Annotated in this window: 16 protein-coding genes and 1 pseudogene; 4 read left to right on the top strand and 13 right to left on the bottom strand. The window is 75.8% G+C overall.

The features are described from left to right. The 9 genes and pseudogenes from AB0C76_RS30080 to AB0C76_RS30040 all read right to left on the bottom strand — a co-directional run. Window positions 1–372, bottom strand: a pseudogene (locus AB0C76_RS30080) (DUF1772 domain-containing protein); the annotation flags it as partial. Between the two features lie 37 nt (window positions 373–409). Then, window positions 410–1,060 (bottom strand): hemerythrin domain-containing protein, encoded by a 651-nt coding sequence (locus AB0C76_RS30075; RefSeq protein ID WP_359971620.1) that lies wholly within the window; start codon window positions 1,058–1,060, stop codon window positions 410–412. A 309-nt stretch (window positions 1,061–1,369) separates the two neighbouring features. Next, window positions 1,370–4,159, bottom strand: a complete 2,790-nt coding sequence (locus AB0C76_RS30070) for a condensation domain-containing protein (protein WP_359971618.1) — start codon at window positions 4,157–4,159, stop codon at window positions 1,370–1,372. A 73-nt stretch (window positions 4,160–4,232) separates the two neighbouring features. Beyond that, a complete protein-coding gene (locus AB0C76_RS30065) occupies window positions 4,233–6,065 on the bottom strand; it encodes a non-ribosomal peptide synthetase (protein WP_359971616.1) in 1,833 nt (610 codons plus the stop codon). A gap of 69 nt (window positions 6,066–6,134) precedes the next feature. Further along, window positions 6,135–7,964 carry an amino acid adenylation domain-containing protein gene (locus tag AB0C76_RS30060; protein WP_359971614.1) on the bottom strand — a complete coding sequence of 610 codons (1,830 nt, stop codon included), beginning with the start codon at window positions 7,962–7,964 and terminating at the stop codon, window positions 6,135–6,137. Between the two features lie 26 nt (window positions 7,965–7,990). Next, window positions 7,991–9,163, bottom strand: coding sequence for an acyl-CoA dehydrogenase family protein (locus AB0C76_RS30055; protein ID WP_359971612.1), 1,173 nt, complete (start codon window positions 9,161–9,163; stop codon window positions 7,991–7,993). Further along, window positions 9,160–12,243, bottom strand: coding sequence for an amino acid adenylation domain-containing protein (locus tag AB0C76_RS30050; protein ID WP_359971610.1), 3,084 nt, complete (start codon window positions 12,241–12,243; stop codon window positions 9,160–9,162). The genes AB0C76_RS30055 and AB0C76_RS30050 overlap by 4 nt, the downstream gene beginning before the upstream one ends. Window positions 12,244–12,441: 198 nt before the next feature. Then, window positions 12,442–13,755 carry a non-ribosomal peptide synthetase gene (locus tag AB0C76_RS30045; RefSeq protein WP_359971608.1) on the bottom strand — a complete coding sequence of 438 codons (1,314 nt, stop codon included), beginning with the start codon at window positions 13,753–13,755 and terminating at the stop codon, window positions 12,442–12,444. 41 nt (window positions 13,756–13,796) lie between these two features. Further along, on the bottom strand, window positions 13,797–15,113 hold the full coding sequence (locus AB0C76_RS30040) for an MFS transporter (protein WP_359971606.1): 1,317 nt from the start codon (window positions 15,111–15,113) through the stop codon (window positions 13,797–13,799). A 498-nt stretch (window positions 15,114–15,611) separates the two neighbouring features. Between AB0C76_RS30040 and AB0C76_RS30035 the strand changes: the two genes are divergently transcribed. Further along, complete coding sequence (locus AB0C76_RS30035; protein ID WP_359971604.1) at window positions 15,612–16,085, top strand: DUF402 domain-containing protein; 474 nt, start codon at window positions 15,612–15,614, stop codon at window positions 16,083–16,085. 141 nt (window positions 16,086–16,226) lie between these two features. Here AB0C76_RS30035 and AB0C76_RS30030 read toward each other — a convergent pair whose 3' ends face one another. Together AB0C76_RS30030 and AB0C76_RS30025 are read right to left on the bottom strand one after the other, a co-directional pair. Beyond that, complete coding sequence (locus AB0C76_RS30030) at window positions 16,227–17,747, bottom strand: AMP-binding protein (RefSeq protein ID WP_359971602.1); 1,521 nt, start codon at window positions 17,745–17,747, stop codon at window positions 16,227–16,229. A 146-nt stretch (window positions 17,748–17,893) separates the two neighbouring features. After that, the gene (locus tag AB0C76_RS30025; RefSeq protein WP_359971601.1) at window positions 17,894–18,532 is read right to left on the bottom strand and encodes a maleylpyruvate isomerase family mycothiol-dependent enzyme; all 639 of its coding nucleotides are present in this window, start codon (window positions 18,530–18,532) and stop codon (window positions 17,894–17,896) included. Window positions 18,533–18,612: 80 nt separating this feature from the next. Between AB0C76_RS30025 and AB0C76_RS30020 the strand changes: the two genes are divergently transcribed. The 3 genes from AB0C76_RS30020 to AB0C76_RS30010 all read left to right on the top strand — a co-directional run bounded on the left by AB0C76_RS30020 (window position 18,613) and on the right by AB0C76_RS30010 (window position 20,587). Beyond that, the gene (locus AB0C76_RS30020) at window positions 18,613–19,551 is read left to right on the top strand and encodes a LysR family transcriptional regulator (RefSeq protein WP_359971599.1); all 939 of its coding nucleotides are present in this window, start codon (window positions 18,613–18,615) and stop codon (window positions 19,549–19,551) included. Window positions 19,552–19,591: 40 nt separating this feature from the next. Continuing rightward, window positions 19,592–20,128, top strand: a complete 537-nt coding sequence (locus AB0C76_RS30015) for a kinase (protein WP_359971598.1) — start codon at window positions 19,592–19,594, stop codon at window positions 20,126–20,128. Window positions 20,129–20,365: 237 nt separating this feature from the next. Beyond that, window positions 20,366–20,587, top strand: coding sequence for a hypothetical protein (locus AB0C76_RS30010; RefSeq protein ID WP_359971596.1), 222 nt, complete (start codon window positions 20,366–20,368; stop codon window positions 20,585–20,587). A 54-nt stretch (window positions 20,588–20,641) separates the two neighbouring features. Here AB0C76_RS30010 and AB0C76_RS30005 read toward each other — a convergent pair whose 3' ends face one another. Further along, window positions 20,642–21,163 (bottom strand): hypothetical protein, encoded by a 522-nt coding sequence (locus AB0C76_RS30005; protein ID WP_359971594.1) that lies wholly within the window; start codon window positions 21,161–21,163, stop codon window positions 20,642–20,644. 216 nt (window positions 21,164–21,379) lie between these two features. Next, the gene (locus AB0C76_RS30000) at window positions 21,380–22,591 is read right to left on the bottom strand and encodes a glycosyltransferase (RefSeq protein WP_359971622.1); all 1,212 of its coding nucleotides are present in this window, start codon (window positions 22,589–22,591) and stop codon (window positions 21,380–21,382) included. Window positions 22,592–22,715: the final 124 nt, after the last annotated feature.

Genomic DNA, 22,715 nt, shown 5'->3' with positions numbered 1-22,715 from the left:
CAGCGCGGCCACGTACAGGACCGTCGCGGCCGCCGCCCAGAACGCGGCGCTGCGCCGGCCGGCCCGGTGCTGGAGGTAGGCGGCGACGCCCGTCGCCGCGAAGGCCCCGACGAAGACCAGGCCGAACAGCCCGTTCTCGATCGCCTTGTTGATGTTCTGCATCGCGGTGACGTAGGTACGGTCGTCACCCTTCGCCAGGCCCGGCATCACCGAGACGTCGAAGGCGAAGAACAGGCCCGCCATCAGGCCCATCGCGACGGTCGCCGCCACGAGCACGGGCCCGGCGGCCCGACCCTGGGCGGCGACGGGGGCGGCGGGGGCGCCGTAGGCGGCGTGGAAGGTGGACGGTGGTGCGGTCCGGTTGGTGCTCATCAGTACTCCCTCGGGACGCGGATGGTGCGGTGACCGGTCACAGGACCGGGGCCAGGGTGCGCCGGTAGCGGCGTTCCAGGACGGTGCGGCCCAGCAGCCGCACCGGCGCCGGGATGGTCGCCGCGACGGCGGCCGCCGAGGCCGCGTCCGCGCCGTCGAACATCCACGGCTGCAGGTAGGTCATCACCTGGGCGGGGGCGCTCCCGATGATCCGCCGCTCGACCCGGCCGTACTCCGCGACGCCCAGGGCGGCGAGCACCGGGAGGGCGACGCGCTCCTCGTGCCGCAGGTGGTCGCGGACGAGGTCGCCGAACTCCTGCGCGGCCTCCACTAGTTCCTCGATCCGCCCGGTGGTCAGGACGCCCGCCACCCGGCTCATCGAGCGGTCCAGGGCGCCGTGGTCCTGCTCCAGCGCGCCGCTCCCGTCGAAACCGGGCACGTGCCCGCGCAGGTGGGGCCAGAGGATCTCGTCCTCGCTGTGGTGGTGCCAGTCGATCACCGCGCGCAACCGGCCGAACCACTCCCCCAGCGCCCTTGCGCCGCCAGGCCGTACGCTCCGCGCCGCCGCGCACAGGCGGGCCGCGTCACGCCGCATCGCCATGTGCATCAGGCCGAATCCCCGGACGTGCTCCGGGAGGCCGCCCAGGCCCTGCTCGCTCGACCACACCACGCTGCCGTTTCCAGCCATGACGCTCCGTCACCTCCACTATCACATCTGCCTGTTGACCCACCCGGTGCCCGTCCCCGGCCTCGATGGGAACACACCGGCTCGACGGCGGACCACGCATTTCCACCCCTCATCAAGCCGCTTTCGAGCGACTGTCGGAAACGGCCACCGAATGTGCGCGGAACGGGCGTTCGGACGAACAGGACCGGGAATCCCCGTGAAACAGCCGTGCATCAGCCGTGTCCCGGTTCCGCCACACCAGCGCGAAGGACGAGGCCCCCGGGGGCGGTGCTCCCGGGGGCCTCGTGCTCGGTGGGGCGCGGCCGGACGTCAGCCGGCCATGGCGGCCAGCACGGTGCGCCAGTCCTCGCCCGGTTCGGGGCGCAGGAGGTCGGCGAGGGTCTTCGCGCCGTAGTGCCAGGGGCGTCGGAGCTCCCGGTCGGCGTCCGGACCCGGTGCGACCGTGCTCGCGGACCCCAGCAGGCGGACGAGCTCGGCCGTGAAGTCCGTCCAGGAGACGTGCCCGGTGACGGCGTTGACGATCCGTCCGGCCGCGGGCGACTGGGCCACCGCGCACGCGCCGAGCGCCCGGGCGAGGGCGGCCGAATGGACCCAGCAGGCGCCGGCCCACTCGGGGCCGTCGGGCACGGTGATGGGTTCGCCCGCGAGGGCGGCCTGGTAGAGGGCGCCGGTTGAGCCCCAGCGCAGCTGGTCGCGCAGACGCCGGTGTGGGCCCCAGACGATCGGGGCGCGCACGATGCTCGCCGGGCCCCGGCCGCCTTCGAGGAGGATCCGCTCGCAGTCGAGCTTGGCCTGCCCGTACGGGGTGAGCCCCGGGCCGGGCTCGGCACCCTCGGGGACGTCGCCGGCCGCGGGCCGGCCGTAGGCGTCGATGCTGCTGACGAAGACGAACGGTCCGCCGCGCCAGCCGTCCACGAGGGCGCGCATCGCGGCGACGTCGGTCGCGTGGTCGGTGAAGGTGCACGCGGCGTGGATGACGGCGTCGGCGCCCTCGACGGCCCGCCGGAGGCTGTCGAGGTCGGCGAGGTCGCCCTCGGCCACCTCGACGCCGTTGAGGGCCGGGAGGTGGGCCGACTCGGGCCGGACCAGCGCCCGCACCGGGCGGCCCTGGGCCATCAGTTCCTGGAGCACGGCCGCGCCGACCCCGCCGGTGGCGCCGGTGACCAGGACCGTGCCGGCCCTGGCCCGTGTGACGGGGGCGCCCGTGCGGGCGAGGGCGGCGCGGCGCTCGTCTCCACGGGCGGCGAGGAGTCCGGCGAGGGCCCGCGGGGTGCGCTGCTCCAGGATGTCGAGGCCGGTGAGCGGCAGGCCCGTCCGGGTGCGCAGGCGCTCGGCGAGCCGGACGGCGACGAGGGAGTGGCCGCCGAGGGCGAAGAAGTCGCCGTCGGCGGGCGGGACGGTGCCCAGCAGTTCACCGAAGGCCGCGCGGACGGCGGCCAGCGGGCCTGGCTCGTCGGCCGCCGGACGGGCCGCGCCGGGCAGGCGGGTGTGGTCCGGCGTGCCGTCGGGCAGGCGGGGCAGTCGGTCCAACAGGACGACCGCGGAGGGGAGTTCGTCCTCCCGCACGGCCCGGCGCAGGAGCGACTTGAGCTCGCCCCCACTGGGCGCGACCGGTCCGCGCACGACGGCGTAGCCGAGCAGCGGCCCGTCCGCCGACCGGGCGAGCGTCGCCTCGGCGACCCGCGGATCGGCCAACAGCGCGGTGAGCGCGGGGTGTTCGGACGCCGTGAGGCGCGATCCGGGGAGCTCGTCGACGCGGCGCTCCCCGTCCGCGGCGACGGCGCCCAGCAGCTCGGCGAAGGCGGCCAGCAGGCGCCCGGCCGTCTCCTCGTCGAGGGCATCACGGTCGTGCTGGACCAGGCAGCGCGGCTGCGGGCCGTCCTCGACGAGCAGCGCGAGGCCGAACTTGGCCAGTCCGAGGTCGAGTTCGATGCTCTCGGCGGCGAGGCCGGGCAGTGCGAGCGGCTCGGCGGGGCGGACGACGTCGCAGCTGACGGAGAGCAGCGGGATGCCGTCCGCGCCGCGGGCCGGGGCACCAAGGCGTTCGAGGACCAGGTCGAAGGGGACCTCGTGGTGCTCCTGCGCGTCGAGCAGCGCGGTCCTGACCTGCCCGAGGACCTCGGTGAAGGGCGCGTCGCCCGCGATGTCCGCCCGCAGCGCCAGGGTGTTGACGCTCAGGCCGACGGTGTTGCGCAGATCGGCGCGGTGGCCGCTGGCGCAGCCGAGGACGAGGTCGCTCTCGCCGGAGGCGTTGCGCAGCGTGGCGAAGGCCGCCGCCAGGACGACGCCGAACAGGGTGGCGCCGTGCCGGGCGCCGAGGCGGCGCAGCGCGTCGACGGTGCCGGGGGCGAGCGGAGAGCTGTGCAGGGCGGCGCGGCGTTCGCGGGCGCCGGGCGGGACGGGCCGCAGGAGCGGCAGCGGGCGGGCACCGGCCAGGTGGGCGGCGCGGGTGTCCGCGGCGGCGGTGAGCTCGGCGTCGCGGGCGCGTTCGCGGCGGGCGTGGTCGGCGTATGCCGGTCCGGGCGGCCGGAGTTGGGCCGGCCGCTGATCGCGCGCGGCCTCGTAGAGGGCGGCGAGTTCGGCGCCGACGATCGGCAGGGAGCCGCCGTCGACGGCGATGTGGTGGATGGTGAGGAGGAAGGTGTGGTCCTCGGGCGCGTGCCGCAGCAGCAGGGCGCGCAGGACCGGCCCGGTGGTGAGGTCGAACGGTCGGGCCGCTTCGGCGGCGAGCAGTCCGGGGGCGTCCGCCTCGGTGGCGTCGACGACCGGGAGCGGCACCGGGGTGGCCGGGACGGCCTCCTGGTAGGGCTCGTCGCCGCGGCTGCCGTAGTGCGTGCGCAGGACGGCGTGCCGTTCGGTGAGCGCGGTGAGGGCGGCGGCGAGCGCGGCGGGGTCGAGCGGACCGCGCAGGCGGGTGGCGAGCGGGACGTTGTAGAGGGCGCCGCCCTGGCCGAGGTGGTCCATCAGCCACATCCGCTGCTGGGCGTGCGAGAGCGGGGCGGGGCCGGTGGGGTCCGCGGCCGGGGCGGGCTCGGCGGCGGCCGGACGGGTGCGGCTGCGGGCGCGCCGCAGCAGGTCGGCCTGGTCGACGGCGCTCATGCGCCCACCTCGCTTCGCTCGGCCGGGGCGTGCGCCCGCACGCGCCCCTTGGTGATTCGCTCACTTCGTTCCCTCATCGGTCGGCCCCCTGCGCTTCGGCCCCCTGCGTTTCCGCGTCGGTGACCGCGTCGGCCGCGGCTGCGGCTTCCGCATCGCGCAGGGCCCGTTCGAGGAGTTCGGCCTGGCCCGCGACGGTGGGGTCGGCCAGGAAGGCGGCGAGCGAGAGCTCGACGCCGATGTCCCCGCTGAGGTCGTCGACGACCCACATGGCGAGCAGCGAGTGACCGCCCTCGGCGAGGAAGTCGGCGCTCGGCGAGGTCACCCGGCGGCCGAGGGCACGCTCCCAGGCCTCGGCGACGACCTGCTGGATCGGCGTCAGCTCGACGGCCTCCCCCGTCACGGACGCCGGCGCGGCCGGCGCGGCGTCCTCGGCGAGCGCCCGGCGGTCGACCTTGCCGGTGCCGGTGAGCGGGAGGGCGTCCAGGACGGCCCACGCGGTGGGCACGAGGTGGGACGGCAGCCGCTCGGCGAGCCGGGCCCGCAGGCTCTCGGCCTGCGGCCGCGTGCCCTCGGCGGGCACGACGCACGCGGTGAGCGCCGCCTCCGGCCGGCCGGCCCCGCGCACGACCACGGCGACCTCGGCGACCTCGGGGAACTGCAGCAGCGCGTGCTCGACCTCCTCCGGCTCGATCCGGAAGCCGCGTACCTTGACCTGGTGGTCGACGCGGCCGTGGAACTCCAGGACGCCGTCCGGGCGCTGCGCCGCGAGGTCGCCGCTGCGGTAGGCGCGCCCGACGCCGGGCAGTTCCCGGAAGCGCTCCGCGGTGAGCTCGGGCCGGTGGAGGTAGCCGTCGGCGACGCGGGCGCCGGCGATCCACAGCTCGCCGACGGTGCCGGCCGGCGCGGGGGCGAGGTCCTCGTCGAGGACGAGCACGCGTGCGCCGCCGATGGCGCGGCCGATGGGCACCGGACCGGTGCAGTCGGCCGGGTCGACGCGGTGCAGGGTGGTGAAGGTGGTGCCCTCGGTGGGCCCGTAGCCGTTGACGAGTTCCAGCCACGGGAAGGCGCGCAGCACGGCGGCGGAGTGGTCGGGCGAGAGCGCTTCGCCGCCGACGGCGAGGGTGCGCACGACGCCGAAGATCCGGGACTGGCGGGCCGCGAGGTGGTGGAAGAGCGCGGTGGTGAGCACGAGCACGGTGACGCCGAACCGCTCGACGTCGGCGGCGAGTTCCTCGGAGGTGGGCCGGTCGGCGGGTGAGACGGCCACGGCGGCGCCGTTCGCGAGCGGCGCCCACAGCTCGAAGGTGGAGGCGTCGAAGGTGACGGCCGAGTGGAACAGGACGCGGTCGCGGGGCCCGACCCGGATCCCGTCCGGTGCGGTGACGAGGTCGGCGATGCCGCCGTGCGGGATGCGGACACCCTTGGGCCGACCGGTGGAGCCGGAGGTGAAGAGCACGAGGGCGGTGGCGGCCGGGCCCGTGGTGGGCAGGGCCCGGGCGGCGGGCTCCTCGTCGGTGCCGCGCTCGCCGAGGACGAGGGTCCGGTCGTCGGACAGGCCGGCCTCGGCGAGCAGCGCCTTGTCGCCGAGGGTGAGCTCGACACCGGCGTCGGCGATCATGTCGGCGATGCGCGGGCGCGGGTAGGCGGGGTCGAGCGGGACGACGTGGCCGCCGGCCTGCCAGACGGCGAGCTGGGCGACGACGAGGCGGGTGGAGCGGGCGCAGAGCAGGCCGACGGCGCGGCCGGGGCCGATCCCGCGGGCGGCCAGCACGGTGGCCAGCTTCCGGGCGGCGTCGGCGAGTTCGCGGTAGGTCAGGACGGTGGTGCCGTCGGTCACGGCGAGCGCGTGCGGGCGCTCGGCGGCGTGCCGGGCGACGAGGGCCGGGACGGTGTCCGCAGCAGGCATGGGGTGGTTCCCTTCCGGGCGCCCCGGCGACGGGCCGGGGCGCCCTGGGTCAAGGCTTCGAGGTCGCGGTCAGGCGGTGGCGCCGGCGCCGGTGCGCCGTTCGTCCACGAGCCGGGCGACGGCGCGCAGGTCGGGCTGGCGCAGCAGTGCCGCGGCGCGAAGCCGTACGCCGTGCTCGTCCTCCAGCGCGGCCAGCAGGCGGGCGGCGGCGAGGGAGTTGCCGCCGGCCTCCAGGAAGTTGTCGTGCGGTCCGAGGTCGGCGCGGCCGAGGAGGTCGCGGGAGAGCCGCAGGACGGTGCGTTCGGTGTCGGTGGCGCCGTCCTCGGCGCTCGCACCGTTCTCAGGAGACTCCGCCGCGAGCAGCGCGGCGCGGTCGACCTTGCCGTTGGCGTCCAGCGGGAAGGCGTCGACGAGCCGGACGACCGAGGGCACGGCCTGTTCGGGCAGCCACGGGCGGACGGCCTCGATCAGGCCTGCGGCCGCCGGCGGCTCGGCGGAGGCCGCCTGGACGAAGGCGAACAGCCGGTGGCCGCCCGCCGCGGCCGGTGCGGCGGCGACGACGGCGCGGCGCACCCGCTCGTCGCGTTCGAACGCGGCCTCGACCTCGGCGGGCTCGATCCGCACGCCGCTGACCTTGACCTGGTCGTCGAGCCGGCCGAGGAACTCCAGCACGCCGTCGGCACGCATCAGGACGCGGTCGCCGGTGCGGTAGACCCGGTCGCTGCCCTCCGCGGCCTCGGGCGCGCCGACGAAGCGGCGAGCGGTGAGTTCGGGGTCGAGGTAGCCGGCGGCCAGGCCCCGGCCGCCGATGCGCAGCTCCCCCGCCTGTCCGCGCGGCACGGGCCGTCCGTCCTCGTCGGTGACGAGGACGACGGCGCCGGGGATCGGCAGGCCGATCGGCGGCGCGTCGGTGCCGTGGTCGCCGCCGGGCACCATGGTGTGGACGGTGGTGGTGACGGTGGCCTCGGCCGGGCCGTAGGCGTTGTGGACGGTCGCGGTGACGTCCGGGCCGGGGGCTCGGCGCAGCCGGTCGCCGCCGACGGTCAGGTGCCGCAGGGCGAGCCCGGCGGGCCAGGGCCGGTCGAGGACCGGTTCGGCGAGCGGGGTGGGCAGCACGGCGACGGTGATGCCGGCCTCGCGCCACCAGTCGGTGAGGGCGCCGGCGTCCCAGCGGACGGCGTCGGGGGCGACGCTGAGGGCGGCGCCGGAGGTGAGGGTGGCCCACAGCTCCATGAGGTGCGGGTCGAAGGCCACCCCGATGAGCAGGCTGTGCCGCTCGCCGGGGCCGAGCCCGGTGAGGTCCCGGTACCAGTGCAGGAGTGCGCCGAGGGCGGGTTCGCCGACCGCGACGGCCTTGGGGGTGCCGGTGGAGCCGGAGGTGAGGACGGCGTAGTGGGTGCCCTTGGGGATCTCGGCACCGCTGGTGCCCCCGGAGTCGCCGGCGAAGGCCGCGATGACGGTGGCGGCCGCGTTGGCACCCTCCGTCGGCAGGGCGAGCTTGAGCTGCTCGCCCGTCTGGTGCCCGGTCGGGAGCAGGGCGGGGTCGCCGATCAGGCAGGCGGGCCGCAGCTGTTCGGCGACGGCCTGGAGGCGGCGTTCGCCGGGGCGCGGGCCGAGCGGCAGGTGGACGCCGCCGAGCCTGGCGGTGGCGAGGGTGACGGCGACCAGCGCGGCCGAGTGGTCGAGGCAGACGCCGACCAGGTCGCCGGGGCGCACGCGTTCGCGCAGCGCGTCGGCGACGGTGTCGGCGAGGCGGTCGAGTTCGGCGTAGCTCCAGGCGTGGTCGCCGTCGATCAGGGCGGGCGCGTCCGGCGTGCGGTGTGCCCAGGTGGTGAAGAGGTCGAGGACCGCGCCGTCCTGGTGCGGACGGCCGTACTCGATGCTGAGAAGTTCCATCATCGTCTCCCGGTTCAAAGGACGGTCCGTCAGTTCAGGCCCATGGAGCGGGCGATGATGACCTTCTGCACCTCGGAGGTGCCCTCGATGATCGTCATCATCCGCACGTAGCGGTAGAGGAACTCCAGCGGGTGGCCGCGCACCCAGCCGGTGGCGCCGTGGACCTGGAGCGAGCGGTCGACGGCGCGGACGGCGGTCTCGGAGGCGGTGAGCTTGGCGAGGGCCGCGTTCTCGGGCGCCTCGGTGCCGTCGTCGACGAGCCGGGCGCACGCGAGGGTGAGCAGCTTGGAGGCCTCCACCTCGGCGCGGGTGGTGACGAGGTGCTCCTGGACGTGCTGGTAGTCGCCGATGGGCCGGCCGAAGGCCTCCCGCTCGCGGGCGTACTCGACGCCGGCGCGCAGCGCGTACTCGGCGACGCCGTTGCACATGGCGGCGACGACGAGCCGGCCGCGCGAGAGGCTGTCGATGGCGAGCGCGGTGGCCGCGCCGATGCCCTCCTCGCCGCCGATGACGGCCTCGGGCCCGACGGTGACACCGTCCAGCAGGAGCTCGAACAGCGGCTCGCCGGACATGCCCTCGTAGCGCTGGCCGATCCGCAGGCCGGGCTGGTCCATCGGCAGGACGAAGGCGGTGGCGCCCACGGTGCTGCCGTCGCCGAGGTCGGTGGCGGCGACGACCAGGACGATGCCGGCCCGGTCGGCGTTGCTGACGAAGGTCTTGCGGCCGTTGAGCACCCACGTGTCGCCGGTGCGGGTGGCGGTGGTGGTGAGCCGGAACGCGTCGGAGCCGGCGTGCGGCTCGGTGAGGGCGAGGCAGCGGGTCTGCTCGCCGCGCACCAGCGGCACGAGGTGGCGCTCGATCTGCTCGGGCGTGCCGTTGCGCAGCAGCGGGCTCGGGCCGTCGGAGCCGGCGAGGGCGTACGGCGCGAGGGAGCAGCCGCTGCGGCCGGCGGCGTGGTGGAGCAGGACGACGGCGGTGAAGGGCATGTCCGAGCCGCCGAGTTCCTCGGGGTAGTCGCCCGCGTAGAAGCCGAGCGCGGCGGAGCGCTTGCGGACGTAGGCGCGCAGGTCGGCCGGGGGCTGGTCGGCGGTCTCGGGCAACTCGGCTGCCAGCGGCACGAGTTCGCGGCGGATGAAGCTCTCGAACGCGTCGACGAGCTCGCGGTGACCGTCCTCCAGGACGGAAGAGGGCGTCGATGTCACTTGGCGTCTCCGGTCAGCGCGCGGGCCTGGTCGGCCAGGACGGGGTGGCGGAAGAGGGTGCGCAGCGGGGGCCGGGTGCCGAGGTGCGGCTCCAGCCAGGCGGCGACCTGGGCGGCGAGCAGCGAGTGGCCGCCGACCTCGAAGAAGTGCGACTCGGCGGTGAACCGGTCGTGGCCGAGGACCTCGCGCCAGGCGGCGGCGACGAGCTCCTGCCCCGGACCGTCGAAGGCCGCGCCGGTCGCGGCGGGGGCCTCCTCGGGGGCGGTGGCCTCGGCGGCGAGCCGGGTGAGGGCGGCGCGGTCGGGCTTGCCGCCGGGCAGGGTCGGCATCGCGGGCAGGGCGGTCCAGGCCGCCGGGACGAGCCCGCCGGGCAGGCGCTGCGCGAGGGCGGCGTGCAGGGCGGTCTGGTCGGGGCGCTCCGCGCCCTCCAGGAAGCCGACCAGGCGCGGGCCGGCCTCGGGGTCGGTGTGCAGGACCACCGCGCAGGAGCGGCCGCCGAGTTCGGCGGAGGCGGCGGCCTCGATCTCCTCCAGCTCGATGCGGTATCCGCGCAGCTTGACCTGGTTGTCGGTGCGGCCGAGGAAGCGCAGTCGGCCGGTCAGGTCGCGGTAGCCGCGGTCGCCGGTGCGGTAGACCCGGCCGAGGCCCGGCAGGTCGCGGAAGCGCTCGGCGGTGGGCTCGGGAAGGTTGAGGTAGCCCTCGGCCAGCATCGCCCCGCCGACGGCGAGTTCGCCGACGCAGCCGGGCGCCAGCGGGCGCAGCGCCGCGTCCAGGACGTGCATCCGCACGCCGGGCAGTTCGGCGCCGAGCGGCACCTCGCCGTCGCCGTCGAGGTCGGCGGGCCCGACCTGGTGGACGGTGGAGGTGACGGTGGCCTCGGTGACGCCGTAGGCGTTGAGGACCGTGGTGGCTTCGGTGAGGCCCGCGAGGGCGCGGGCGGGCAGCCGCTCGCCGCCGAGGACGAGCAGGCGGGGCGTCCAGCGGCCGTCGCGCAGCGCCTCGTGGAGGTCCTCGCGGACGGCGAGGAGGTAGCTGGTGGGCAGGTTGGCTACGGTGACGCCGCGGGCGGCGAGCACGGCCACCAGCTCGGGGCCGGTGGGCACTTCGCGCTGCGGCACGACGAGGGCGGCGCCGGCGGCGAGCGCGGGCAGCACTTCCTCCAGGGCCACGTCGAAGGACGGGCGGGCGAAGAGCAGCACCCGGTCGGCGGCGGTGAGCTCGTAGCGGGCGGCGATCGCGCCGACGTAGCCGGCCAGTGCCTCGCGGCCGACCAGGACGGGCTTGGGCACACCGGTGGAGCCGGAGGTGTGGATGACGTACGCGATGCCGTCGAGCACGGCGGCGGGTTCGGCCTTGGGGAAGGCCGGTCCGTCCAGGAGCGCGGGGGTGACGCCCTCGGCGGGCAGGGCGAGCGCGCTCTGGCGGGTGGCGAGCACGAGCGCCGGGGCGAGCCGCTCCAGCAGCAGGCCGAGGCGGGCGGCCGGGTCCTCCGAGGAGAGCGGGGCGTACACGGCGCCGTGGCGCAGGCAGGCGAGCAGCGCGACGACGCTGTCGACGCCGCGCGGCAGGACGGCGGCGACCGGCTGGCCGGGCTCGACGCCGGCGGCGCGCAGCCGCTCGGCGAGCTCGGAGACGCGGCGGTCGAGCTCGCCGTAGGTGATCCGCTCGGTGCCGGCGACGAGGGCGGGGGAGGTCGGGTCGTGGGCGGCGGCCGGGTCGAGGGTCGCGGGCTCGGCGGCGGTCTCGGCGGCCTCCGTCGTGGGGGCGGCCAGGGCCGCCAGGGGCTCCTCCGGTCGGTCGAGGTAGGCGCGCAGGAGCTCCAGGAGGCGCTCGGAGAGCAGCACGGCGTCGGACTCGTCGAACAGGTCGGCGTCGTAGTCCCACACCAGGGTCATCCCGGCGGCGCCGTGCTTCTCGCCGACGACGCGGCGGTCGTCCGGCATCAGCACGAGGTCGAGGTCGAAGCGGGTGGTGCCGGTGTTGAAGCCCTCGTGGAGCAGGACCTCCAGGCCGGGCACGCGGACGTCCGGGAGCGAGGCGTCGTGGGCGCTGAACATCACGTTGAACAGCGGGTTGTCCGCGCCGGTGGTGTGCAGGCCGAGGCGGCGGGTCAGCTCCTGGACGGGCAGGTCCTGGTACGGCAGGGCGCGCAGCAGGACGTCCGTCACCTCGTCGATGGCGTCGGTGCCCGAGGTCTCCGCGTCCAGCCGCAGGCGCAGCGGGACGGTGTTGACGAACATGCCGAGGGTGCCCTCGAAGCCGACCGGGCGGTTGCCGACGGCGGTGCCGACGACGATCTCGTCGTGGCCGCTGTGGCGGCGCAGCAGCTCGGTGAACAGGGTGAGCAGCGTGCTGAACGGGGTGTGCCCGTCGGACTTGCTGCGCTCGCGCAGCCGCTCGGCGAGGTCGGCGCCGACGGCCTGGCGCAGCTGGCCGCCGCGGTGGCGGCGGACGGCGCCGGGCCGGGCGAGGCCGGGCAGGGTGACCTCGCGCGGGGCGTCGGCCAGTTCGCGGAGCCAGAAGGCGAGGGCGTCGTCGCTCGGGCCGGTGGCGGTGCGGGCGTGCTGCTCGTAGGAGGGGGCCTGAGCCAGCTCGTAGGGCTCGTCGAGGACGTGGGCGCGGTAGACGGTGAACAGGTCGCGGAGCAGGATCGCGAAGGAGTGGCCGTCGTGGATCAGGTGGTGCTCGACGTGGATCAGCCGGTGGTGGTCGTCGCCGACGCGGACCAGGTGCCACCGCAGCAGCGGGGCCCGGGTGGTGTCCAGCGGCTCGGCGGCCTCGGCGGCGAGCAGGGTGCGGAAGGCGGCCTCGGGGTCGGCCTCGGCCGAGAAGTCGCTGGTGCGCAGCCGGGGCTCGCAGTCCTCGGCGACCCGCTGGCCGGGTACGCCTTCCGGGCGGGCGACCAGCTCCAGGCGCAGGCCCGGGTGGTGGGCGACGACGGCGGCGAGGCCGGCGCGCAGGGCGTCCTGGTCGACGGTTCCCCAGAGGTCGAGGACGGCGGTGAAGTTGTAGGCGCGACTGCCGGGCAGCATCTGCTCGTGCAGCCAGACGATCTCCTGCGAGGAGGAGAGTGCGAACATGGGCGGCTACTCCCTAGTGGTGGCGGGCGTGTTCGTCCTGCTGGTGGCGGGGCGGGCAAATTGTGGGGGCCCGTCCCGGCCGGCCGGGCGCGCCGGGGTGGTGGCGCGAACGGCACTGCTGCGTGGGGGAGTTCGTGGTTCCTTGCGGAAGCTCGCGTGGAACGGCCCGAGGCCGTCGGCGGATCGGCGGCGCCTGGATCAGGCGGCCGGCCGGAGGTGGTGGCGCAGGGCGACGAGCAGGCCCTCGAAGGCCGCTTCGGCGGTGGCGTCCGGGAAGCGCTCGCGGTCCCAGGCGAGGCGGACCAGCAGGTCGTCGCCGTGCGAGGCGGAGACGGCGAGCGGCACGGGCAGGGGGCGCCCGGCGAGGTGGATCTCGCGGCCGGGGACGCCGGCGAGGGCGAGCGGCGGGCGGCGGTGGAGGTCTTCGAGGGTGAGGAGGCCGTCCATGGCGCCGCTCCAGCCGGCGCCGGCCGCGCGGGCGGCGCGGACGACCTCGTCGAAGGGGGTGTCGGCGTGGTCGAGGTCGTCCCACCAGTTGTCGGCGAGCGCGTCGAGGTCCCGGGTCGGGCCCGGGAGCGCCGGGTGGACGAGGGTGTTGATGAAGCAGCCGAGCGCCGCGGGCGCGCCGGGCGGGCGGCCGCCCCACGGGTAGCCGAGGGCGAGCGGGCGGCTCCGGTCGGGGCCGGTCCCGAGCGGACCGCCGGTTCCGTGCAGGCGGTGGGCAGCCACGGCGACGGCGTCCAGCAGGACGGGGAAGACCGAGCCGCGGACGGCACCGGGCACGCGTTCGGTGAGCATGCCGGTGGAGTGCGCCGCGCCCGCCTCCGTGGTGGTGAGACCGCCGAGCCGCTCGCCCCAGTGCGCGTGGGCGGCGGGGGTGGAGGCGGCGTCCTCGGCGGCGAGCTGGCGCTCGACGGCCTCGCGGTAGTCGGCGACGGCGGCCTCGTCGGGGCCGCTGCCGGGTTGGGCGTCCGCCGCGTAGGCGTCCTCGAGTTCGGCCGTGACGATGCCGAGCGACTGCTCGTCGCAGGCCGCGTGGTCGAGCGCGACGGCCAGCAACTCCTCGTCAAAGTCCGGCTCTTCGGCTACGAGCAGGCGCAGCGCCGGTCCGTCGGCCGGACAGTCGAGGAGAGCCTGGCGCAGCGCCTCGCGGGCGGAGCCCCCGGGGGCGACGGCCACCCGGGCGGCCTCGGCCGACGGTCCGCCGACGCGCAGCACGGGCGTGGCGCGCACGTTCGCGAAGGCTCCGCACAGTGCGGGGTGCCGGGCGGCCACGGCGGTGGCGGCGCGCTGGAGCCTGCGCAGGTCGACGGTGCCGCGCGGGTAGGCGAAGAAGACCGGGACGATCTCCGGGCGGCCGCCGGGGGTGAGCCGGCGGGTGATCAGGAAGCGCCGCTGGGCGCCGGTCAGCGGGAGGAGGGCCTGCGGGGCGTCGGCGGCGACGGCCCGGTAGCGGGCGAGGTAGGCGGCGGTGATGCTGGGGGCACCGGTGGCGGTGCTGCTGGCGTGCACGGAACGGTCTCCGGTCTCCGGGTCTCGGTCTCGGTACGGGTTCAGGGCGTGGGGCTCACGGCCGTGTCGGGCGTTTCCACTTCCGTCTCCGAAGCCGGCGCCACGGTGGTCGGCAGGTCGCGCATCCGGAGCAGCGGCGAGAGCAGCAGCGGCACGGGCACGAGCAGGAAGCCCGCCGCGCACAGCCACAGCGCGGTGCGCGGCCCGGCCGCGTCGGCGACGGCGCCCCCGGCGAGCGCTCCGAGCGGCAGCGTGCCCCAGACGAGGAAGCGCATGGTGGCGTTCATCCGGCCGAGCAGGTCGGGCGGGCAGACGGACTGGCGGAAGCTCACCTGGGCGACGTTGTAGGCGACCGCGCCGAACAGCACGACGGCCGATCCGATGCCGAAGAGGACGACGCCGAGGTCGCCGTCGGCCAGCGGCCAGAGCACGGCGAAGGGGCCGGTGACGACCGGGGCGAGCCAGATCAGGCGGGCCTGCCCGACGCCTCGGGCGAGCGGCCCGGCGCACAGCGCCCCGGCGAGGCCGCCGACGGCGGAGGCCGACAGCAGCACGCCGATGGCGCCGGGCGCGAGGTCGAGCACGCGCACCCAGAAGACGGTCTGGACGGCCATCAGCACGGCGGCGAACAGGTTGGAGACGGCGGTGGCGGCGGCGATGACCCGCAGCAGCGGGTGCCCGAGCACGAACCGCACGCCCTCCCCCACTTCGGCGCGCAACGACTTTCCGGCCACGGGCTCCGGCTGCGGTTCCTCGGCGCGGATCCGGGTGAGCAGCAGCGCGGAGGCCAGGTAGCCGCAGGCGTCGGCGACGATCGCGAGCGGCGCGCCGAGGAGCTGGACGAGTCCGCCGCCGAGTCCGGGCCCGGCGATCTGCGCCGAGGAGCGGACCGTCTCCAGCGCGCCGTTGCCGCCGACGAGGTGTTCGCGCGGCAGGACGGCCGGCAGGAAGGACTGGTGGGCGACGTCGAAGAACACCGTCGCCACGCCGGTGACCAGCGCGACGGCGTAGAGCTGGGCCATCGTCAGCACGCCGAGCGCGGCGGCCGGCGGGATGGACCCGACGGCCACGCAGCGCACGACGTCGGCGCGGATCAGCACGGGCAGTTTGCGCATCCGGTCGAGCCAGGCCCCTGCGGGCAGGCCGACCAGCAGGAAGGCGGCGGTCTCGGCGGCGGTGAGCAGGCCGACCTGGAAGGGGCTGGCGTCCAGCACCATCACGGCGACCAGCGGGAGGGCGACCAGGGTCACCTGACTGCCCGTCTGGGCCGCGGCGGCGCCCGAGAGCAGGAGCCGGAAGTCTCGGTGACCGAGGAGGCGAGGGCGGGGAGGGGACGGCGTATCGCTCTTCTCGTTCATCAGTACGACTCTCGGTCACCGAATCGCACCCGGCAACCGCCGGGTCCGTTTCCGGACGAAGCGATGGCCGGTCCGATCCCGCCACCGCCCCGACCGGCCTTCACGCGCCGCCCATCCGCTCCGCGAGCCCTCCCTCAGCGCGCTGCCCAGGGGAAACCGGCCCTCCGGTCGGCCGATCACCCCTGGCGTGCGGCGTCCATACCTCCGTCCGAAATGCGGACACGCCCTTTCCAGCCATCGGACGGATACGCTCAACTTGGCCGGATCCTGTGACGTATTGACGTTTGGTCACCTCTGCGTGGTGTCGGGGTGATACGGACCCGTCCGGTTGCCGCCCTCGGGTTCCCGCGCACGCTGGGCCCACTCGCCGGGGGCGCCCCTCGACCCCCCGTGTAGCCCGGCCGGCTGTCACCGACGGCTTTACGGACGAGACGGGCTTTCTGCGTTGACGAGGACGGACACCGGAACGGGCGCACGGATCCGGGTGCGCAAGGGCAAGTGGCCGCTGCCGGGGCTCGGCCGAGCCCCGGCCGGTGGCGGACTGGGACGCGCGTCCTCGGCACCGACGAGTTCGGAACCTGGCCGTTCTGCGCGGAGGGCGAGGTCCACCACAAGGCCGACGGCGAGTCGCTGACGGTACCCGGCGACGTGCAGCTGCTTCCCCGCTCCGGCTGGTGGGCCGCATGGTGGTGGCGCAAGGAACGATGGATCAGCGTGGACGTCTGCACGCCGCCCGTTCTCGGCGAATCGGGCTGGAGCTACGTCGACCTCGAACTGGACCTGGCGCGACTGGCGGACGGCACGGTCCTCCTGGTCGACGAGGACGAGTTCGAACAGGCCGTGGTCGAGTGCCGGATGCCTGCGGATGTCGTCCGCGCGGCCCGAGCTGCGGCGGCGGCCTCGCAGATCATGCTGGCCGACGCGACGGAGCCCGTCGTGACCGCCGGCTGGCGGTGGCTCGACCGGGCCTGACAGCCGGCCCGTCGGCGGGGACGCGTACGGGAGCACCGGCAGGGCTGCACGTCTCGCACCCGCCGGCGGCGCCGGCGCCCGGGTCGCCGGCCCTCGTAGCACCGGCCGACACGGCCCTGCGGACACTGTGCGGCCGACGCGTCAGACCGCGGCGCGCAGCCGCTTCTTGTCCGGCTTGCCGACCGCCGTCAGCGGGATCTCGTCCACCACGTGCAGGGCCTCGGGCGCGTACATCCGCCCCTTGCGCGCCGTCACGAACTCCCGTACGTCGCCGAGCTCCGGTCGGTGCCCCGGCGCCGGCACGACGGCGACGTGGACGTGTTCGGCCTCGTCGCGGTCGCGGACGCCGAACACCGCGCACTGGGCGATCGCCGGGTGGGTGACCAGCAGGTCCTCGACGCCGGACGGGTAGACGTGGCCGCCGACCACGATGATCACGTCCTTGAGCCGGTCGGCGAGGTAGAGGTAGCCGTCCTCGTCGAAGTACCCGACGTCCCCGGTGTCGAGCCAGCCGTCCCGCAGCACCGCGGCGGTCAGGTCGGGGCGCTTCCAGTAGCCGGCCATGACGGAGGCCGAGCGCACGTGGATCCCGCCCGGCTCGCCCACCGGCAGGTCGGCGCCGTCGGCCGCGCGGATGACCACCTCGACGCCCGGGAGGGGACGGCCCACCGAGATCTGGCCGCCGCGCCCGACGCGGTCGTGCTCGTGCGGGCCGAGGACGGCGATGTTCTGCGCCTCGGACTGCCCGTAGCCGCCCGCCAGCACCGGGCCGAACACCTTGATCGCCTCCCGGATCCGCGTCGGCGAGGCCGCGCAGCCGCCGTAGAGGACCCGGGCCACGCTGGACAGGTCGGTGCGGCCGATCGCCGGGTGGTCGAGCAGCCGGTGGAGCAGCGGAGGCAGGACCCACAGGTCCGTGATGCGCTCGCGCTCGACGGCCGCCAGCACGTCGCCCGGGTCGAACGCGCGCTGCAGGACGACCGAACCGCCGTGGTAGAGCGCGAGGTCGCTGAACACCCCCGCGAGGTGGGCGATCGAGGTGGCCGCGAGGAAACGGGGCCTCTCGCCTGCCCCGTACGGCGACGCGTCGAAGATGCGCCGGTAGGGGCCGTGCAGGCTGCGGATGCCCTTGGGGATGCCGGTGGTGCCACCGGTGTGACGGATGCCCCAGTCGTCGTCCGGGCCGACGTGGACGGACGGCGGCTCGGCCGGTTGCCCGGCGGAGGCGGCGACGACGTCCTCGCCGGGACCGCCCGGCCCCAGCGCGAGGACCGCCGGGACGTCGACCAGGGGAAGCAACTCCTCGGCCACCGGGAAGCGTTCGGCGTCGACGAGCAGCACGGCGGTGTCGACGCTCGCCACGATCTCGGCCATCGTCGGGGCGCTCATGCCCTCGTACAGGCTGACCAGGCGCGCGCCCGCGAGGCTCGCGGCGTAACGGGCGCTCATCGCCTCGGCGGTGTTGCCGGTCAGCAGGGTGACGGTGACGCCGCGTGCCGCGCCGAGGTCGGCGAGCTCGCGGGCGAGGCGGTAGGTGGCGGCCGCGAAGTCGCCCGCCGTGACGTCCACGCCGTCGGCGGTGGTGATCGCCCGGCGGGCGGGGTCGGCGGCGAGGGCGCTCAGGATCAGTGCGGGGGCGCTGACGAAGTCCTGCTGGTGCATGACTGCTCCTACCTCACGTTCTTCTGCGGGGTGTTCCTCGGGCTCTTCTCGGGTCCACTGACGCTGTGGCAGTCGCACCATAACGCCATGTCCCTTCCGGTTTCCGGGAGTTCGCGCACCGGCGCCGGCCGCGGCGGGGGTGCGGGTCACCGGGTGAACCGCGCCGCGCCGGAGCCGGCGAGGAGTCCGGCGGGCACGCGGCGGCCGTAGGCGAGGAGCAGCAGCTCCTGGGCCCGGCCCTCGACGAGGTCCGCGCCGTCGCCGTACCGCCAGTCCGCGTCGACGGCCCGCAGCCGGACGCCGTCGAGGCGCGCACCGAAGAAGCGCAGGCCGCGCGGGGTGATCGCGTCGAGCAGGGCGGTGGCGCGCGGGAGCGGGAGGCGGGCCCGGAGGCCGAGCGCCACGGTGATGTCGAGGCCGTGGACGGCATCGTGCGCCAGGCCCGCGATCCGGCCGCCGAGCGGCGGGCGCCACGGGTGCTCCGCATGGTCGCGGAGCGCGGCGGCGATCCCCCGCTCGCTCAGGGCGCCGGCGTCGCGGCGGGCCACCCGGTCCGCCATGCGGTGGACCGACCCGCCCACCCGGACGGTCTCCAGCAGGGTCCGGGCGGTGGAGTGGCGGAAGCCGGTGCTCATGTGGGCGGCGACCTCGCGGACGGTCCAACCGGCGCACAGCGACGGCGAGTTCCACTGGCCGACGGTCAAGGAGTCGAGCACGTCGGCGAGTTCCCTGCGCTCGGCCGCGATCTGCTCGCGCAGCCACCCGGGGTCCTGTGCTCGTGACACGGTTTGCATGTACCCAGCCTGCGTGCGGGAGCGTCCGTGCGTCCAAGACCCGGATCTTCTCGCCGGGATAATCGTGGGTTATGGAACTCCGGCAGCTCACCTACTTCGTCACCGTCGCCCGGGAAGGCAGCTTCACCCGGGCCGCCGAACTGCTGCACGTGAGCCAACCCGGCGTCAGCGCGCAGATCAGGCAGTTGGAAAAGGACCTCGGTCAGCGGCTCCTCGACCGCTCCGGGCGCCGCGTCGGCCTCACCCCGGCCGGCGAGGCCGTCCTCCCGCACGCCAGGGCCGCCCTGGCCGCGGCCGGGGAAGCGCGGCGCGCGGCCCAGGAGTTCGGCGGCCTCCAGCGCGGGCACGTCCGGCTCGGGACGGTCTCCGGCGCGGCGCTCCCCGGCTCCGGCACCCTGCCCTCGCTGCCGGGCCTCGCCACGACGCTCGCCGCGTTCCGCAAGGAGCACCCCGGCATCGACCTCTCGCTCGCCGAGAACACCACCCGCCACCTGCTCGCCGAACTCCGCGCCGGCCGCCTCGACCTGGCCGTCGCCGGACTCCCCACCCCCGCGAGCGGCCGTCCCGGCGACGACGGCTGGGACACCCTCGCGGGCCTCGCCCTGCACCCGGTCCTGGAGATCCCGCTCGCCGCCGTGCTCCCCCACGACCACCCGCTGGCCGCCGACGGCCCGCTCCCGGTCGCCGAACTCGCCGGCCACGCCCTCGTCAGCACCCCGCACGGCACCGGCCTGCGCACCGCACTGGATCGCGCCTTCGCCGAGGCCGGCGCCACCCCGGCCATCGCCGTCGAGGCCGCCGCCCCGGCCCACCTCCTCGAACTGGCCGCCCACGGCATGGGCGTGGCGGTCCTCCCGACCCCGACCCACTCCCCCGGCCTGCGCGTCCGCCCGCTGACGTCCCCGGTCCCCCTCGCCCGGATCGCCCTGGTGCACCCCACCGACCGCCCGCGCACGGCCCCGACGTCGGCGCTCCTCGCCCACCTCAGGAGGACGTACCCGGGCCTCTGAGACCCGTGTCCGGGAGGAGGCGCGCGGGTACGGTACCGGCGTGACAGGAACCACGGACACCGTGCTGATCGTGGTGCGCGGGCCGAGCGGCGCGGGCAAGTCCACCGTCGCCGCACGGCTGCGCGCCGCCTACGGCCGGGGCGTCGCCGTCGTCGCCCAGGACGTCCTGCGCCGGACCGTCCTGCGCGAGCGCGACGTGCCCGGCGGGGCGAACATCGGCCTCATCGAGCTCGTCGTCCGGCACGCGCTCGACCACGGCTACCACGTCGTCGTGGAGGGCATCCTCGCCGCCGACCGCTACGGCCCGATGCTGGCCCGCCTCGCCGCCGGCCACCGGGGCCGCACCCGTCTCTACTACCTGGACGTCGAGTTCGACGAGACGGTGCGCCGCCACGCCACCCGCCCGCAGTCCGCCGAGTTCTCCCCCGTCGACATGGCCGAGTGGTACCGGCCCCGGGACCTCCTGCCGGGAGGCGTCGAGCGGGTCGTTCCCCAACACAGCACGCTGGACGCCACGGTGACACGGATCCTCGCCGACACCGCCCTCACTCCGCCCGGCTGGACTCCCGTCCCCTGAAGCGGCGGCCGGACGGGTCAGGCACGTCAGACCTCGACGATCGATGCCACGGGCCGTTTCGGAACGACTTCGCACAGCGGTCCGTACGGCTTCCCCGTGCCAACGGTCGATGACCGGGGCCTGCCGGGCTCGTCTTCCGTACCGAATCACGGACGACCCCGCCCAGCCGGGCACTCTCCGGGCCGGGGCGCCGCCTACGACGGGCGCGTCGACGGCGTCGACGCACGGGTGGCGTCGGTGACGGCCCGTCCGCTGCCGGCGCCCACCTCCGGGACGCTGCGCTGGCTCCGGTGCGACGACGCGCAGTCGGGCTTCGCCACCCGGGCCGCGTTCGACTGCGGCGGCGCGCCGGCGATCCCGCTCCACGGGGGCGACGGCGACACGGGCACGCTGCCGGTCACCGGTGACCGGGACGGCGACGGCCGTGCCACCCAGGTGGTGGTGGTCGCCGGCCGCTGAACCCGCACCGAGCGGCCCCGCCTCGCCCTCGGGCGGGCGGGGCCGTCCGCGGGCTCACGGGTACCGGAGGTACTGGTAGGTGCAGGCGCCCTGGGTGACGGTGCCGGTGACCGTCCAGCCGGCGGGGACGGGGTAGCCGTAGACGCGCCCGCCGGGCATCCAGCAGACGACGTAGGCGGTGGCCCCGGCCCCGTGCGCGGCGCCGCCGAGGTAGGAGACCTGTGCGGTCTGGCCGTCGAGCGAGGCCCCGACGAGCACCCACCCGGCCGGCACGGGGGTGTTGGCGAGGACGGCCACCCTGGCTCCGTAGGGAGCGCCGCCGAGGTACTCGATGAGCTTGTCGTGGACGGCCGCGTTGATGCTGACCACCGCCCAGCCCGCCGGAACGGGGTTGTACTGGGGGATGCGCATCTGCGTCCCGAACGGCGGGTTCACGGCGCGGACGTCCGGGGCCGCGACGAGAGCGGGCGCGGCGACAGCGGGCGTGGCGACAGCGGGCGTGGCGACAGCGATGGACCCGAGGAGAGCGGCGAGCGCGGCGGCGCAGCCGGTGAGGACGGAGGTTCTTCGACGCACGGTGGGGGCTCCTCTTGATGGGGGGAGGGCGCGGTGCCACGGTTCACGCTCCGCCCCGGCGGCGCCCGCCGTCAACGCCGTCCGCGCCCTTCCCCGGGGCGCAGAGGGGCACGCGGTAGCGGATTGCCGCCGGTGCGTCACGCCCCCGCGATCCGGTACTCCTCGATCCGGTACTGCTCGGATCAGTGCTGCTTTTCGATCAGTACTGCTTGTCGATCAGTACTGCTTGTCGATCAGCCGACGGGCCGCGACCAGTGCCCCGTCCGTACGGATCCGGCCCGCCAGAGCGCGGGCGTTCTCGACGGTCCGCGGGGCCAGGGCCCGCCGCAGCTCCGACGTGAGGGAGTCGGCCGTCAGCTCGCCGCCCGGGTGCGCCGCGCCGACGTGGAGCTGCTCGACGCGGTGGGCGAAGTAGAACTGATCGAACATCTGCGGCACGACGACCTGCGGCACGCCGGCCCCGGCGGCCGCGGTCGTCGTGCCCGCCCCGCCGTGGTGCACGACCGCGGCGACCCGCCGGAACAGCGCCTGCTGGTTCACCTCACCGATCACCAGGCAGTCGGGCGAGGCCACGTCCGCGGCCAGGTCCGCCCAGCCCCGGGCGAGGATCACGCGGCGACCGAGGACACGGGCGGCGGCGAGCACGGTCCGGGCGGCGTCCTCGGGGGCGCGGACGCTGCCGAAGCCGACATAGACGGGAGGCTCGCCCGCGCCGAGGAACGCCGTCAGGTCGGCAGGGAGCGGGCGGTCGTCCGCCAGGGTCCACGCCCCGGTCTGCCGGACGTCCAGTTCCGACCGCCCCGGCCAGGGCGCCAGCGTCGGATCGGCGGCGAGCCACGGGGTGCCGGTGAAGATGTGCCGGCTGACGTCTCCGACCGGGCCGAGGCCCACGGCCTCCCGCTGGACGTTGAGCGCCGCACCCCACATGACGTTCCACCGCTGGGCGTCGCGGTCCCACAGCGTCCGGTTGTCGACGCTCCCGTCCGCCGGCTTCTCGCCGAGCATCCCGAAGACGGGCGGCGCGTGGTGCGGCGACGGCAGCGTGATGGGCGCGAACGCGGCGTAGACGTAGCCGGCGCCCCGCTGTTCGGCGACCGAGCGCGCCGCTACGGCCAGCGCGCCGCCGCCCACGATCACGTCGCACCCGTCGGCCGCCGTGCCCACGGCCTTGAACTGGTCCGCCACCGTGCTCTCGATCATCCGCCGCCGTTGCTCGGGCGTGGGCACGTACCCGGCCGGCCGCTTCGCCGTCCCGTGGAGCAGCGGGCCCACCGGTACGTACTCGATCCCCAGCGACCGCGCCCACTCCTCGAAGTCGGGCGGCGCGCACACCACGGCCTCCTGGCCCAGCTCCAGCAACCGCAGCGCCAGAGCGACCACCGGTTGCGCCTCGCCGCGCGAGCCGATCGTGGACAACAGCACCCGCATGTTCGTCACTTCCCGTCCGTCCGCCGCGTCCCGTCACGCGGAGGTCCATCTTCGCCCGATATGGGGGCCTTGCGGCAAGATCCCCCGTGCGGTATACCGTGGAACGGGAGGGGAAACGGGTCAC

This window comes from Kitasatospora sp. NPDC048722 (assembly GCF_040650235.1).
Classification (GTDB): Bacteria; Actinomycetota; Actinomycetes; order Streptomycetales; family Streptomycetaceae; genus Kitasatospora.
The sequence above is the reverse complement of the archived record's forward strand: the minus strand, read 5'-3'. Positions and strand labels throughout refer to the sequence as shown.

Bases quoted from the DNA above. Each gene is read 5' to 3' on its own strand.
- AB0C76_RS30075 (WP_359971620.1), bottom strand. From the start codon at position 1,060: ATGGCTGGAAACGGCAGCGTGGTGTGGTCGAGCGAGCAGGGCCTGGGC.
- AB0C76_RS30070 (WP_359971618.1), bottom strand. From the start codon at position 4,159: ATGAGCGCCGTCGACCAGGCCGACCTGCTGCGGCGCGCCCGCAGCCGC.
- AB0C76_RS30065 (WP_359971616.1), bottom strand. From the start codon at position 6,065: ATGCCTGCTGCGGACACCGTCCCGGCCCTCGTCGCCCGGCACGCCGCC.
- AB0C76_RS30060 (WP_359971614.1), bottom strand. From the start codon at position 7,964: ATGATGGAACTTCTCAGCATCGAGTACGGCCGTCCGCACCAGGACGGC.
- AB0C76_RS30050 (WP_359971610.1), bottom strand. From the start codon at position 12,243: ATGTTCGCACTCTCCTCCTCGCAGGAGATCGTCTGGCTGCACGAGCAG.
- AB0C76_RS30040 (WP_359971606.1), bottom strand. From the start codon at position 15,113: ATGAACGAGAAGAGCGATACGCCGTCCCCTCCCCGCCCTCGCCTCCTC.
- AB0C76_RS30030 (WP_359971602.1), bottom strand. From the start codon at position 17,747: ATGCACCAGCAGGACTTCGTCAGCGCCCCCGCACTGATCCTGAGCGCC.
- AB0C76_RS30020 (WP_359971599.1), top strand. From the start codon at position 18,613: ATGGAACTCCGGCAGCTCACCTACTTCGTCACCGTCGCCCGGGAAGGC.
- AB0C76_RS30000 (WP_359971622.1), bottom strand. From the start codon at position 22,591: ATGCGGGTGCTGTTGTCCACGATCGGCTCGCGCGGCGAGGCGCAACCG.